We start from the raw sequence: 14,635 nt of genomic DNA on the forward strand, positions 1-14,635 counted from the left end.
GACCGCCCTAAAGGAAGCCTAATGGCTAAAGCTAAACTGAAATTCCGCCTGCATCGCACCGCGATTATCCTGATTTGCCTGGCGTTGCTGGTGCTGTTGATGCAAGGTGCCTCCTATTTTAGCCTGAGCCACCAAATGGCGCGATCGGAACAGGTCGAAGAATTGGCACAAACCTTGACCAAGCAGGTGGCTTTTAGCCTGACTCCGCTGATGGATGGCGACAGCGACATAGACAATCAGCAGGTTGAGCGCATTCTCACGCAGTTGACCGATCACAGCCGTATTCTGGACGCCAGCGTCTATCAATTGGACGGCACCCTGATCGCCCATTCCGGCGAGCAGATTAGCGTGCGCGATCGCCTGGCGCTGGATGGCAAACGCGCGGGTAGCTACTTCAACCACCAGCTTGTCGAGTCAATCCAGGGCAAAGATGGCCCGCTGGGCTTTATCCGCGTAACGCTGGATACCCACGTACTGGCCACCGAATCCAAACAGGTGGATAACACCACCAACCTGCTGCGCCTGATGATCCTGCTGGCGCTGGCCATCGGCATTATTTTGGCCCGTACCCTGTTGCAAGGCCGCCGCAGCCGCTGGCAGCAGTCGCCTTACCTGCTAACCGCCAACACGCCGCTGGCAGAAGGTAACACGGTAGACGATGGTGATGACGAGAAACCGGCAGAGCAGGAAGAGACAAAGAAAGATTAAGCCAAGCGCTGAATACGATCGTTCAGCGCCTGAAGCTGTACCCGCATTTGAGCAGCAATGGCCCGGAACGATTCGCTGATCTGCGGATGTTGTGCCGTACGCTGCCAGAATTCAACCGCCATCAACTCGGCCTGCCGCCAAATGGGGCCGTTGACCTCATTGCCCAATCTGATTTCCACCGCTGTTTTTCGCATATTACCGCTATTGGCAGGGGCAAACGCCATCGGCAACATGTCATACAACGGAGCCAATACCATCGGCCACTGCTCCGTACGCAGGAACGATAGATTCCCCTGGTGCATATCGCTATTGGCGATCAGCCTGCCAAATGCCCAATATAGACCGATTGTTTTCCAGGTTTGATGATCGATGATCCCCTGCTGCAATAGCTTTTCCGCTGCGGTGACCCAGTTAGCCCCGCCGCTGCCGCTAAACTCGGCATCCAACGCTTCCAGTGAAACCAGAGCGACTCTCCCATGTTCACCAATACGATCAAATCGTTCGATCTCCAAAAAACACTGTTGGTTATCGCCAAACAGCACCTTTGTCGGTGCGGAACACAACCCGGCCTCTGCAACCACTTGCAATGCCAATGACTCTGCGATTAGCAAATCGCTCCAGCGTTGCGCAATGGCGTTGTCCGGTACCGTACTGAACTTCACCAACACATGACTTCGGCGACCTCCCGACAGTTCGGCATAGGCACTAAACTTGGGCTGCTCGCCACCGGCAGAAGAACCAATCAGTTCCCCCGCTAATGCGCGTGCAGACAGCGTAGCGTAATGCTTGGCCTTGCCCGCCATCGGTACCGGGATTTCAGCCGCACGCGTTAACCAACGCTGATAACTCTCTGCGCCTGGCAACAGATCGCCACTCATATCCTCACCATAATGACAAAGCGCTACCAGGCGCTGTTCTTCATTCCATTGCAGAACGTCTTCCGGCAACTTTAGCTGCCGTGCAACGGCTTTCCCCCAGGCGCGGCCAAGAAAACCTACCGGGCGCAGATCGTTCAGATACCAAGGCAAACCATCATACAACTGCCACTTACCGCTTTGTTCATCGAACACCGCGCAGCTGTCTGCCGGATAGAGGGAATAGAGCGTGGCAAACAGATGCGCCTTACCCAGCTTATCGATTTGATACAGTGGGAAATTCGACTCACCAGCCACCTCCCGCCTGAGCGCATAACGCGTGGATCTGCCTTTGTCGATGACCAGAACCGATCTTGCCAAATCGCGGATACGGCGCGACAGCGTGGGTTGGCTGATCCCCAATGCGGCAGTCAGTTCCCGGGAAGAAGCGGGTCCATTACGCAGAATTTTTTCGACTGTGCTCATCGCTGAATAGATTAGTGAATAGATAGATGAATAGAGTAATAGCGCTAATTAGCGGAAAGGTAAAGAATTAGCTAGAAAGGTTGGTATAAGGGGGAATAGATAAAATGGGGCGCAGCGTGCTGCGCCCGCGAGGTCATTACGCTTTGTCGCCCAGCAGGACAGATTCCAGCGCGATAACGATCATCTCGTTAAAGGTGGTCTGACGCTCGGCAGCAGTGGTCTGCTCGTGACGCAGGATATGGTCGGAAACGGTGCAGATGGTCAACGCCGTGCTACCAAACTCTTCATACAGCTCTGCGGCCACGCCGTAGATGCCTGCCGCTTCCATCTCTACGCCCAGGATGCCGTACTTCTTCATCACCTGGAACATATCCGGATCTGGCGTGTAGAACAGATCGGCGGAGAAGATATTACCCACGCGTGCAGGGATGCCCTGAGCAGCCGCAGCGTCTACCGCATTACGCACCATGTCGAAATCCGCAATGGCCGCATAGTCGTGGCCTTTGAAGCGCATACGGTTAACCTGGGAATCGGTACAAGCCCCCATGCCGATCACCACATCACGCAGTTTGACGTCATCACGCACGGCGCCACAAGAGCCGACACGGATGATTTTCTTCACGCCAAACTCGGCAATCAGTTCACGCGCATAGATAGAGCAGGATGGGATGCCCATGCCGTGGCCCATTACCGAGATTTTACGACCTTTGTAGGTGCCGGTGAAACCCAACATGCCACGCACGTTGTTCACTTCCACTGCGCCTTCCAGGAAGGTTTCTGCGATATATTTTGCCCGCAGCGGATCCCCCGGCATCAGCACTACATCAGCGAAATCACCCATCTCAGCATTAATATGTGGCGTTGCCATAATCACTTCCCTCAATTCATTGAAATAAAGACGCTGGCATCAAGGCCAGCGTCATTAAAGCGATATTAAAACATGGATTTGCCGTAATCCATCGGCGATACGCCAAAATAGCTGGCGACGGTCTGGCCGATATCGGCGAAGGTTTCGCGATGCCCCAGCGAACCTGGTTTGACTTTCGGGCCATAGACCAGAACCGGGATGTGCTCACGGGTGTGGTCGGTGCCTGGCCAGGTCGGGTCGCAGCCGTGGTCAGCGGTGAAGATGATGATGTCATCCCCTTTCACCAGCTTCAGCAGCTCTGGCAGACGGCGGTCGAACAGCTCCAGCGCGGCAGCATAGCCAGCCACGTCACGGCGGTGGCCGTAGGAGGAGTCGAAATCAACAAAGTTGGTGAACACGATGGTGTTGTCACCGGCTTTTTCCATCTCGATCAAGGTGGCGTCGAACAGGGCGTCGATCCCGGTAGCTTTCACCTTCTTGGTGATCCCTACGTTGGCATAGATATCGGCAATCTTACCGATGGAAACCACTTCGCCACCCTTCTCATCTACCAGCTTTTTCAGCACGGTTGGAGCCGGGGGTTCCACGGCCAGATCGTGACGGTTACCGGTACGCTGGAACTCACCTGGCTTATTCCCCAGGAACGGACGGGCAATCACACGGCCGATGTTGTAGCCACCTTCGGTCAACTCTTCACGAGCGATCTCACACAGCTCGTACAGGCGATCCAGGCCGAAAGTCTCTTCATGGCAGGCAATCTGGAACACCGAGTCCGCAGAGGTGTAGAAAATCGGCTTGCCGGTTTTCATATGCTCTTCGCCCAGTTGATCCAGGATCACGGTACCGGATGAATGGCAGTTACCGAGGTAGCCTGGCAGGTTGGCACGCGCCACCAGCTTGTCCAGCAGTTCCTGCGGGAAGCTGTTGTGCTCGTCCGAGAAATAGCCCCAGTCGAACAAGACTGGCACACCGGCAATTTCCCAGTGACCTGATGGCGTATCTTTACCGGAGGAAAGCTCGCTGGCATGGCCGTAAGCACCAATGATTTCAGCGTCTTTATCCAACCCTTCCGGGAACTTGCCGGTCGATTCTTCCGCCGCTTTGCCCAAGCCCAAACGGCTCAGGTTTGGCAGGGTCAGCGGGCCGCTACGGCCCACGTTGGCTTCGCCGCGCGCACAGGCAGCAGCGATATGGCCAAGGGTATCGGAACCTTCATCACCAAAGCTTTTGGCATCTTCACTCGCGCCAATGCCGAATGAGTCTAATACCATAATAAATGTACGTTTCATCATACTCTCCTGCGTATTCACGCTGAGGGCGACAGCGAAAAGGCCGCTGCCACTCCTGATTCTTTAGACAGAGGTTATTCGGTGATGCGTTTGTAAACCACCGGCGTGACTTCTGGCGCTTTGTCGCCCAGAACCATCGCGCTGCGTACCGCATCTGCCGCCTGCTGCCAGCTTTCTTCGTCGTTGGCATGGATAACCGCCAATGGACGCTGCGTATCGACAGTGTCGCCAAGGCGGGCCACATCGGTCAGGCCCACGCTGTAGTCGATGCTGTCGGTCGCGCGACGACGGCCACCGCCCAGTGACACCACCGCCATACCCAGAGCACGGGTATCCATCGCGGTAATGATACCTGGTTTCTCGGCATAAACCGGTTTGGTTAACGTCGCGGCTGGCAGATAGCTGTCGTAACGCTCGATAAAATCGCTTGGGCCTTTCTGTGCCGCCACCATACGGCCAAAGATTTCCGCCGCTTTGCCGTTATCCAGCACCGCCTGCAGTTTGGCACGCGCGTCAGCATCGTCGGTGGCCAGGCCGCCAGACAGCAGCATTTCCACGCTCAACGCCATGGTCACTTCCAGCAGACGCGGATTGCGATATTCCCCGGTCAGGAAGCGTACCGCTTCACGCACTTCGACCGCATTACCGGCGCTGGAAGCCAGCACCTGGTTCATATCGGTCAACAGCGCGGTAGTCTTGCAACCGGCACCATTCGCAACGCCCACGATCGCCTGCGCCAGATCGTCAGAAAGCTGGTAGGTCGGCATAAAGGCTCCGCTGCCAACCTTCACGTCCATCACCAACGCATCCAGCCCTTCGGCCAGTTTCTTAGCCAGAATAGAGCCGGTGATCAGCGGAATGGAGTCGACGGTAGCGGTGATATCGCGCGTCGCGTAGAAACGCTTGTCTGCCGGAGCCAGTGAACTGGTCTGGCCGATAATCGCCACGCCAACGTCTTTGATGATCTTACGGAACGCGTTATCATCCGGGAAAATATCAAAACCTGGGATCGCTTCCAGTTTGTCCAGCGTACCGCCAGTGTGGCCCAGACCACGGCCTGAAATCATCGGTACGTAGCCGCCACAGGCTGCCACCATCGGGCCAAGCATCAGCGAAGTCACGTCGCCCACGCCGCCGGTAGAGTGTTTATCCACAATCGGGCCTTTCAGCGACAGGCTTTTCCAGTCCAGCACCGTGCCGGAATCACGCATTGCCATGGTCAGCGCCACACGCTCTGGCATGGTCATGTCGTGGAAATAGATGGTCATCGCCAGCGCAGCAATCTGCCCTTCTGACACCACGTTATCGCGAATGCCGTTAATGAAGAAGCGGATCTCAGCTTCGCTCAACGGTTGCCCGTCACGTTTTTTACGGATTATTTCTTGTGCCAAGAACAAAGTAGCCCCCTGTTTTAGCTAAATAGAGTCATTCGATACGCCTGCGCGCTGCGTTAACGGGGCCGCTTGGCAGCCCCAACGCAACAAGACGTGAGAGAAAATCAGTAACCGTTACCAGCGGCTTGGGTGCTATGCCCCAGCGTGGTCAGCAGGCTGGCTAACAGGCTCGAAGCACCAAAGCGGAAGTGGCGCGCGTCGGCCCAGTCTTCTCCCAGCAGACGCCCGGCAAGTTGCAGATACTGTTGAGCATCTTCAGCGGTACGCACGCCACCGGCTGGCTTGAAGCCAACGGTTTTGCCTACGCCCATATCACGGATCACGGTCATCATCAGCTCAGCGCTTTCCAGCGTGGCGTTGACCGGCACCTTACCGGTAGAAGTCTTGATAAAATCAGCACCAGCCTTGATAGAGATCTCGGAGGCTTTACGGATCAGTTCCGCCTGCTTCAGCTCACCGGTTTCGATGATCACTTTCAGCAGCACGTTGGCAGCGGCGCAGGCCTGCTTGCACTGTTTGACCAGCTCAAACCCGACTTCCTCGTTACCGGCCATCAGGGCACGGTAAGGGAATACCACGTCAACTTCATCGGCACCGTAGGCGATGGCCGCACGGGTTTCTGCCACGGCGATGTCGATATCATCATTGCCATGGGGGAAGTTGGTGACGGTGGCGATACGGATATCTGGCGTCCCCTGCTCACGCAGCGTTTTGCGGGCAATCGGGATAAAACGCGGATAGATGCAGATGGCGGCAGTATGGCCTGCCGGGCTGTTCGCCTGACGACACAACGCGATCACTTTCTCGTCGGTGTCATCTTCGTTCAGCGTGGTTAAATCCATCAGGTTCAGCGCGCGTTGCGCTGCTGCGGTTAATTCGGTCATAAAACTCTCCAACTGAGCATTCTGATGTTGGCGAGCGGACTTGGTTCCTTGAAGATAGCGCGCGGGATAGTCTTCCCACGCCAGCAACTGAGATCCTTCTCACCGCACATAGCCCTTCGATTTTCGCATAGCCAGCAATCGCCATTTGAACACGATCACTCTGGCATATTTGTGCTCTGATTCACACTACACAGGATAGCACTGTAACAGGACTGAATTATATGTGAAGATAATCACAAAATAACGCGATATTGTTCACAAATTCACTAAAGAGACGGCGGTCATCAGGCGAATGCCCTTTTGGCAGGCAACCAGGCCCCTTCAGGAGCCTGATTGTTGATACCAAGTATAGCTTACAACGCCAGGAAGAATCCGGCGATGGTGGCACTCATCAGGTTGGATAAGGTACCGGCTGCCACCGCTTTCAACCCGAAACGAGCAATGTCGTGACGACGGCCTGGTGCCATGCTGCCTAGACCACCCAGCAGGATCGCTACGGAAGACAGGTTGGCAAACCCACACAGCGCGAAGGAGATGATCGCCTTGGTGTGCTGTGACAACACCTGTAGACCCTCAGCAGCCACCACGTCATCTGGACGCAGGTAGGCACCAAAGTTCATGTAGGCCACGAATTCGTTAACGATCACCTTCTGCCCGATAAACGAACCGGCCACCATCGCTTCACTCCAAGGCACACCAATCAGGAACGCGATTGGCGAGAACACCCAGCCCAGGATCAGCTCCAGCGACAGCTGTGGGAAATCGAACCAGCCACCAATACCGCCAAGAATACCGTTAAGCAACGCGATCAGAGCGATAAATGCCAACAGCATCGCCCCCACGTTCAGCGCCAACTGCATACCGGATGCCGCACCCGAGGCAGCAGCGTCGATGACGTTGGCCGGGCGGTCATCTTCGGCGATCAGCTTCATCGCATCGGCTCGGTCTTGGGTATTTTCGGTTTCCGGCACCATCAGTTTGGCAAACAACAGCCCACCCGGCGCGGCCATAAAGGAAGCGGCGATCAGGTATTCCAACGGTACGCCCATCTGGGCATAGCCCGCCAGCACGGAACCGGCTACCGAAGCCAGGCCGCCGCACATGACGGCAAACAGCTCCGACTGGGTCATGGTGGCGATATAAGGGCGCACCACCAGCGGCGCTTCGGTCTGCCCCACAAAAATATTGGCCGTGGCTGACAGCGATTCCGTCCGCGAAGTACCCAACAGCTTATGTAAACCACCGCCGAGGAGCTTGATCACCACCTGCATGATGCCCAGGTAATAGAGCACCGCAATCAGCGAGGAGAAGAACACAATCACCGGTAACACGCGCAGGGCGAACACGAAGCCGCCACCGCCGAACACTTCAAACATTTTGTCGGAAACCAGGCCACCAAAGATAAAAGAGATGCCCTCGTTACCGTAAGCGATGACGTTTGCCACCCCTTCCGACATGCCACCAAGAATACGTCGCCCGATCGGGACATAGAGCACTAGCGCGCCAATGCCAACCTGGATGATAAACGCGCCGAGTACGGTACGCAGTTTAATAGCGCGCCGGTTGCTGGAAAGCAGCACCGCAATGGCGATCAAGACCACCATACCGACCAGGCTCATGAAGAGTTGCATACGAATATGTCCCTGTTGCGAAGAAGAAATGCCCCCGGCCCGCAGGATAAAACGGGTTGCCCAAGGGCGATAATGGGACGCAATTATACTGAGCGAGGCGGGATGAGACTCGTTTTATGTCACAAATATATACAAGTGGAAGTAACTGAAAATCACACAACGTGATTCAAATCACATTTAAAGTGAGAGGTACGGATCTAGTGCAAACAGGGATTGGCTATTTTGTTGTAGCTGTTCGGCAATGTCGTCGGCAGATTCAGGCCGCAGTTGGCAGAGTACCTGAAATACCTCCGCAGCCCGTTCAGGTCGGTTCGGCTGCCCTTGATAACCCGCCAACGGCATGTCCGGCGCATCGGTTTCCAGCAACAGCGAGGTCAACGGCAACTGCGCCATCACCTGGCGGGTTTTCTGCGCCCGCTCGTAGCTGATCGTGCCGCCTACACCAATGTAATAACCGAGGCGAATAAAGGCCTGCGCCTGAGCCAGACTGCCAGCAAAGCCATGCACCACACCACGGCGCGGCACCTCGGTACGACGCAATGCGGCAGCTAACTGATCGTGGCTACGGCGAGAGTGCAGGATCACCGGCAGATCATACTGCTTTGCCAGCTTCAGCTGTGCCTTGAGCAACGCCTGTTGGCGTTCAAACTGCGGCTCGGCCATATACAGATCCAACCCTATCTCCCCCACCGCGACCAGCTTCTGCGGCTTACTGGCCAGAAAACCTGCCAGTTGTTCGAGCTGCTCATCATGGTGTTGGGCGATATACAGTGGGTGTAACCCCAGCGCGGCAAACAACGGAGTATGTTCGCGCGCCAGTTTGAGAATACGCACAAAGCGATCGGCCGTTACCGCTGGCACAATAATTTGCTGCACCCCAGCTTGCGCGGACAGTGCCAGGCTCGCTTGCTCATCCCCGCTAAAAGGCGGGAAATCAAAGTGGCAATGGGTATCCGTAAAGGCGTAACTCACAGCACATCTCCGTCACCTGGCAGGATGATTTTTGGTGGCAGTTCAGGTTGCACGGCATGGCCCTGCGGGTTGAGCACATCGGTAATAATCGGCGAAGGCATCCGCACGGTTTCCGGCTGGATCAGACGACGCGAGAGCGACTTTTTCACCTTCATACCATCCATCTTTTCCTGCTCCAGCAGCCAGTTGCCAACCGTAGCCAGGAAATAGCGCCCACAACGGCGGCCCAGATGGTAATCGCGATTAAGCGCGGGCAAACGGCTGCCGAGCGCATTGCTCGCCAGCGGCTTAGGCGGGAATATTTCGAAGATGCGCAGTTTACCGGGAGGTTTTTCAATAAATTGCTGGATGCGCAAATAGCTCTGCTCATGATGCTGCAACACCCGCACCATTTGCTGCAGGCTGCTTTCACCCAGCCATTGCTCCATGCGTTTCATCCACTTCGGCGTATAAACCATCTGTGAAGGTACGGTGCGGATCACCACGATGGTATCCGCCCCACGGCGATAGGCCTCTTCCACGGGGATAGCATCGCTGATGCCGCCATCCTGATAGCTGATGCCATCCAGCTCTACGCCCATACGATAAAAACCGGGAATGGCGCTGGAGGCCTTGATTGCCGGTAACCAGCTATCCCGTGCCGCAGGGAGATAAACCGGCGTAAAGTCATCGCTGCGGCAGGCACACATCAAAAATTCACGGCCATCGCCCAACTGTTGCTCCGCCACGTCAAAGGCCAGTGGCAACTGTTGCGAAGTGATGTCCAACAACCAATCGAGATCGATAAGATGCCCACCACGTACAAAGCGCAGCGGGTTGAAGAAATTGGCAGAGGTGGTGTAGCGGGTGATCACCCGCCGTGCGTAGCCCATCTGGCCACAAATAAATGCCGACAGGTTCTGCGCGCCGGCAGAGGTGCCAATCATCAGCTCAAAAGGGTTGAAGCGGGCGCGCTGGAATTCATCCAGTACACCGGCGGTAAAGATACCGCGCTGTCCGCCGCCCTCACACACCAGCGCCATTTTACCGGGCCGGTATGGTTTATACGCCAGGGGTTCAATATTCCCGAGCGTGATGGGTATTCTGTATCCCAACCCTATATCCTCAATGTGGCCGTTTTCTCGAGGATACCTCTTCTTGCTCTCTTCCGTAATCTTCTTGTAATACGCCAGAGAGGCAGTCATTGCTCCCTGCCAGCCACAGGCCGTCATTGCCGGAAAACTCCGCCCATGCCTGCCAAACCTGGCCTTTCAGCTGTTTCCAACGGCCAACAATGATGTCGCTATTCATGACCTGCCTCCTGGCGCCGAGAAAAAGAATCAAGCTTTGTTACAGTTTAGAGAGACGCTAAGGGCGCCGACGGCCGGTAAACAGGCTGACCAGGAACAGAATGATCCCTACCACGAACACGACTTTGGCGGCCCAGGCAGCAGTACCTGCCAACGAACCAAAACCCAGTGCTGCGGCGATCAATGCAATAACTAAAAATATAATGCCCCATCGAAACATAAGCCTCTCCTTACCATGGTGATAAAAATTTCGCGTTTGGCTCGCCCCTGCTGGGTGCGGCTTAAAACTGCGGATTATTCTATTTCTGGTAGTACATCCCAGGCGTTAGCCTGGGAGTTGTTGCTTACTGTTACTGACGATTAAGGTTTTACCGCCAGATCGTTCTTGACGCTTTTCACGCCATCAATGGCTTTGGCAATACTTTCTGCACGGTCAGACTGCGCCTGGGTTTTCACCTCACCGGAAAGCTGCACCACACCATCGGTGGTTTCTACTTTCACGTTGCGTGAAGGCACGATGTCGTCGGCCAGCAGTTTGGCTTTCAGTTCGCTGGTAGTCGCAGTGTCACCGGCATAGGATTTCACCGACTGGGTCGCTTGATCTTTCACGTGCAGCTTATCGCTGACGGATTTGACCCCTTCTACCCGACCTGCAACGTCTACCGCTTTCTCAGCCTGAGCCTGAGTGGCGACAAAACCGCTTAACGTCACCACACCTTTTTCGGTTTCCACCGAGATGTCGGTGCTTTTGATGGCTTTATCGTCAACCAGCGCAGTTTTAACTTTAGCCGTTATGCCGCTGTCATCCATATAGTTGTCGACTTTTTTCATGGAGCTATCGATTTTGGCACCAGTACTATCAACTACGCCTGATGCTTTGTTCATCATGGTCTCTTCAGCCAGGGCTGAACCACTAACCAGTACCGAACCCAAAACGACTGCCATCAGCGAATGTGCAAACTTGGTATTTTTCATCGATCTCTTCCTTCTTGTTGTAGAACCCCAAACTGCTGTGGGCTCTGGTGCCGCCAGAGTGCGGCTAACTCAAATGAATACTTCACGATCTCTATACAATCAAACGTTCACGACCGGACTATTGCTCTACGGTAAGTATACCTGCAATGCCCGTGCCAAGTTAAAAACGCCGTTAAAAATCAACAACAACAAAACAAATGAGCAACAATTAAGCGCAAAACTGTCGTCTATTGGAGACATATGACAGTTGATTTGGGATCCACATCACTATCTTATTGATATTACTAAGATAGGACTGTCTCCAATCGGCAACACTACCGAATAACTCTCTAAAATATGTGGATACGATAGTATTTTACGCTCAGATGTCGCTACGCACCCTGATAAATATAGACCATAAGTGAAAATTTGCCGCCAGATCGCGGAAAATCTTGTTCGGTCTAGACGAAAGGATTAGTGAGAAGGGTTTAATAATTAGCAGGATGGGGGGTGAAGAAGGAAAACACAGGGCGCTTAGAAGCGCCCTGTTGACGAGATTAATGCTCGCGGGTTTTGCGGAACACCACTTCTGGGTAGCGTTCCTGAGTCAGGTTGAGGTTCACCATGGTTGGTGCGATATACGACAGGTTGTTGCCGCCGTCCAGCGCCAGGTTCAGCTCGCTCTTACGCTTGAACTCTTCGAATTTCTTCACGTCGTCGCACTCGACCCAACGGGCTGTGGAGACGTTCACCGATTCATACAGCGCTTCCACGTTGTATTCGCTTTTCAGACGGGCAACCACCACGTCAAACTGCAGCACGCCGACCGCACCAACGATCAGATCGTTGTTGGCGATTGGGCGGAATACCTGCACCGCCCCCTCTTCCGACAGTTGGACCAGCCCCTTCAACAACTGTTTCTGCTTGAGCGGATCGCGCAGGCGGATACGGCGGAACAGTTCTGGCGCAAAGTTCGGAATACCGGTGAACTTCATATCCTCACCCTGGGTGAAGGTATCGCCGATCTGAATGGTGCCGTGGTTATGCAAGCCAATGATGTCGCCTGGATAGGCTTCTTCAACGTGCGAGCGGTCACCGGCCATAAAGGTCAGCGCATCGGAGATCACCACGTCTTTGCCGGTACGAACCTGGCGCAACTTCATGCCTTTCTCATAGCGGCCAGACACCACGCGCATAAACGCCACACGGTCGCGGTGTTTAGGATCCATGTTTGCCTGGATCTTGAACACGAAGCCGGTGAATTTCTCTTCAGCGGCGACCACTTCACGGGTATCGGTTTTACGCGGCATTGGCGCAGGCGCCCAGGCCACCAGCCCATCAAGCATATGATCGACACCAAAGTTGCCCAAAGCGGTACCGAAGAACACCGGGGTCAGTTCGCCTGCCAGGAAGGCTTCCTGCTCAAACTCATGGGAGGCCCCTTGCACCAGTTCCAGCTCATCACGCAGCTGGGCGGCCAGATCTTCGCCTACGGCAGCATCGAGCTCCGGGTTGTTCAACCCTTTAACGATGCGCACTTCCTGAATGGTGTGGCCTTTACCGGTCTGGTACAGATAGGTTTCATCTTTATAGAGATGGTAAACCCCTTTGAACAGCTTGCCGCAGCCGATCGGCCAGGTGATCGGCGAGCAGGCGATTTTCAGTTCGCGCTCAACTTCGTCCATCACTTCCATCGGATCGCGGATGTCACGGTCAAGTTTGTTCATGAAGGTCAGGATCGGCGTATCACGCAGGCGGGTAACTTCCATCAGCTTGCGGGTACGATCTTCAACGCCTTTTGCGGCATCGATTACCATCAGGCAGCAGTCCACCGCCGTCAAGGTACGGTAGGTATCTTCGGAGAAGTCTTCGTGCCCAGGGGTATCGAGCAGGTTGACCAAGCAGTCGCGGTACGGGAACTGCATCACCGAGGTGGTGATTGAAATACCACGTTGTTTTTCCATCTCCATCCAGTCGGATTTGGCATGCTGGCTGGAGCCACGGCCCTTTACCGTACCGGCGGTCTGGATAGCGTGTCCGAATAACAGCACCTTCTCGGTGATGGTGGTTTTACCCGCATCGGGGTGCGAGATAATGGCGAAAGTTCTTCTTTTCGCAACTTCGCGGGCGAATTCACTAGGAGACATGTTTTTCACGTTTCTATGGTTAGTCCGCCCTGCTCATCATCACAACGCGCCAATCGCGGCGCCAGGCAAAGCGGTAATAAAAAGATAGTAGCCGAGTATTTTCGCTGATTTACCAACCGGTGACAATCAATGGTTTCTTCGGTACAAGATAATGGCAGGCCAAACTGGCTGCACAAGGGGAACTATAAGTCGCTACCCCAGCGGCAGCGCCATAACGATCGCGTCTTCGCGGCCACTGGCTGCGGGGTAATAGTTGCGGCGCACCGTCACTTCATTGAAGCCAAGGTCTTCGTAGAGTGCTATCGCTCCGCGGTTGGAGGCTCGAACCTCCAGCCATAGAGTGACCACACCGCGCGCTGCCAATTGCTCGATCACGGCAGTCAGCAAAGTGCGACCAAAGCCCCGGCGCTGCCAGCTTGGATGGATGGCAATATTAAACAGCGTGGCTTCGTCCAGCACGATTTGGGTAATGGCAAAACCCGCCATTTGCCCTTCAGCTTCCAGTTTCAGGTTAAGGTAACGTTCACCCTGATTGCTGGCTAGCGTCGCCTCGGTCCAGGGAAACGCATGGCTGGCTTGTTCAATCTTGAAGGCTGTGGCCAGATCGGCCGCTGTCAGGGTAGAAATGCTGTTCATGATGACAAATCTGCTGCCAGAGCGCGCGTTTCGCACTCGCATCTTGAGAAAGCTCGGCCAGCGCCGGGCTATGTAGTTGCGCGCCGGCCACCGCTAACGGCTCCGTGACGCCCAACCGCCAACTGTTGCACTCGGTATCTTGTGGCAGCATCGCTACCTGATCCGGTGTCAGGCCATAGGTTTGTGCCGCCGTCAGCCCCAGGCTGCGCAGCACGTCACAAAACAGCGGGTCGTGCTGGTCTGGCAATGTCTGCGCCACCACCAGCAGGCGCACGTGTGGGGGCACGCTTACCGCCACCTCCCCCTGCAACACTCCAGGGCGGCGTAATGTCCACTGCGTAATCCCCAGCTGTTGTAACAACCAGTCGCGTTTTGATGCCATGCCGATCCCCGTGTGTGACGCACCCTACCTGCCCTATGCCGCGCTATGCTAACAAACCCGCGCAGCCTGCGCCAACAAACCCGTCGAACATCTGGCCACAAAGCTCTATAATCTCCGGCTAAATCTTGAGGAGCCGAAAAC

Annotated in this window: 15 protein-coding genes; 1 reads left to right on the forward strand and 14 read right to left on the reverse strand. The window is 55.1% G+C overall.

What is annotated here, in order from left to right:
* Positions 1 to 21: 21 nt before the first annotated feature.
* Positions 22 to 708 (forward strand): YtjB family periplasmic protein, encoded by a 687-nt coding sequence (locus tag ACMV5H_RS04000; RefSeq protein WP_021179224.1) that lies wholly within the window; start codon positions 22 to 24, stop codon positions 706 to 708.
* Here the strand turns inward: ACMV5H_RS04000 and yjjJ are convergent.
* The 14 genes from yjjJ to ACMV5H_RS04070 form a co-directional block, all read right to left on the reverse strand.
* Entirely contained in the window at positions 705 to 2,048 is a 1,344-nt protein-coding gene (gene yjjJ / locus ACMV5H_RS04005) for a type II toxin-antitoxin system HipA family toxin YjjJ (RefSeq protein WP_115159044.1), read from the reverse strand. The two genes, ACMV5H_RS04000 and yjjJ, sit on opposite strands and share 4 nt — an antisense overlap.
* A gap of 136 nt (positions 2,049 to 2,184) precedes the next feature.
* Positions 2,185 to 2,916 (reverse strand): purine-nucleoside phosphorylase, encoded by a 732-nt coding sequence (gene deoD, locus ACMV5H_RS04010; protein ID WP_021179222.1) that lies wholly within the window; start codon positions 2,914 to 2,916, stop codon positions 2,185 to 2,187.
* Between the two features lie 65 nt (positions 2,917 to 2,981).
* Complete coding sequence (gene deoB / locus ACMV5H_RS04015; protein ID WP_021179221.1) at positions 2,982 to 4,205, reverse strand: phosphopentomutase; 1,224 nt, start codon at positions 4,203 to 4,205, stop codon at positions 2,982 to 2,984.
* Between the two features lie 74 nt (positions 4,206 to 4,279).
* The gene (gene deoA / locus ACMV5H_RS04020; protein ID WP_115159043.1) at positions 4,280 to 5,602 is read right to left on the reverse strand and encodes a thymidine phosphorylase; all 1,323 of its coding nucleotides are present in this window, start codon (positions 5,600 to 5,602) and stop codon (positions 4,280 to 4,282) included.
* A gap of 101 nt (positions 5,603 to 5,703) precedes the next feature.
* Positions 5,704 to 6,483 carry a deoxyribose-phosphate aldolase gene (gene deoC, locus ACMV5H_RS04025; RefSeq protein WP_037376682.1) on the reverse strand — a complete coding sequence of 260 codons (780 nt, stop codon included), beginning with the start codon at positions 6,481 to 6,483 and terminating at the stop codon, positions 5,704 to 5,706.
* Positions 6,484 to 6,836: 353 nt separating this feature from the next.
* Positions 6,837 to 8,114 carry a NupC/NupG family nucleoside CNT transporter gene (locus tag ACMV5H_RS04030; protein ID WP_059199644.1) on the reverse strand — a complete coding sequence of 426 codons (1,278 nt, stop codon included), beginning with the start codon at positions 8,112 to 8,114 and terminating at the stop codon, positions 6,837 to 6,839.
* Between the two features lie 177 nt (positions 8,115 to 8,291).
* Positions 8,292 to 9,086 (reverse strand): TatD family hydrolase, encoded by a 795-nt coding sequence (locus ACMV5H_RS04035; protein WP_059199643.1) that lies wholly within the window; start codon positions 9,084 to 9,086, stop codon positions 8,292 to 8,294.
* Entirely contained in the window at positions 9,083 to 10,180 is a 1,098-nt protein-coding gene (locus tag ACMV5H_RS04040) for a patatin-like phospholipase family protein (RefSeq protein WP_414821483.1), read from the reverse strand. Before ACMV5H_RS04040 ends, ACMV5H_RS04035 begins: the two co-directional genes overlap by 4 nt.
* A gap of 10 nt (positions 10,181 to 10,190) precedes the next feature.
* Positions 10,191 to 10,376, reverse strand: a complete 186-nt coding sequence (locus ACMV5H_RS04045) for a CsbD family protein (protein ID WP_021179216.1) — start codon at positions 10,374 to 10,376, stop codon at positions 10,191 to 10,193.
* A gap of 57 nt (positions 10,377 to 10,433) precedes the next feature.
* A complete protein-coding gene (locus tag ACMV5H_RS04050) occupies positions 10,434 to 10,595 on the reverse strand; it encodes a DUF1328 domain-containing protein (RefSeq protein ID WP_004933089.1) in 162 nt (53 codons plus the stop codon).
* Between the two features lie 140 nt (positions 10,596 to 10,735).
* The gene (gene osmY / locus ACMV5H_RS04055; RefSeq protein WP_021808016.1) at positions 10,736 to 11,350 is read right to left on the reverse strand and encodes a molecular chaperone OsmY; all 615 of its coding nucleotides are present in this window, start codon (positions 11,348 to 11,350) and stop codon (positions 10,736 to 10,738) included.
* Between the two features lie 536 nt (positions 11,351 to 11,886).
* Positions 11,887 to 13,476 (reverse strand): peptide chain release factor 3, encoded by a 1,590-nt coding sequence (prfC, locus tag ACMV5H_RS04060; protein WP_021808015.1) that lies wholly within the window; start codon positions 13,474 to 13,476, stop codon positions 11,887 to 11,889.
* Between the two features lie 192 nt (positions 13,477 to 13,668).
* The gene (rimI, locus tag ACMV5H_RS04065; protein WP_037376676.1) at positions 13,669 to 14,112 is read right to left on the reverse strand and encodes a ribosomal protein S18-alanine N-acetyltransferase; all 444 of its coding nucleotides are present in this window, start codon (positions 14,110 to 14,112) and stop codon (positions 13,669 to 13,671) included.
* Positions 14,057 to 14,494, reverse strand: coding sequence for a DNA polymerase III subunit psi (locus ACMV5H_RS04070; RefSeq protein WP_021179210.1), 438 nt, complete (start codon positions 14,492 to 14,494; stop codon positions 14,057 to 14,059). The genes rimI and ACMV5H_RS04070 overlap by 56 nt, the downstream gene beginning before the upstream one ends.
* Between the last annotated feature and the right edge of the window lie 141 nt (positions 14,495 to 14,635).

Source organism: Serratia sp. N21D137 (assembly GCF_047530005.1).
Taxonomy (GTDB): Bacteria; Pseudomonadota; Gammaproteobacteria; order Enterobacterales; family Enterobacteriaceae; genus Chania; species Chania fonticola_B.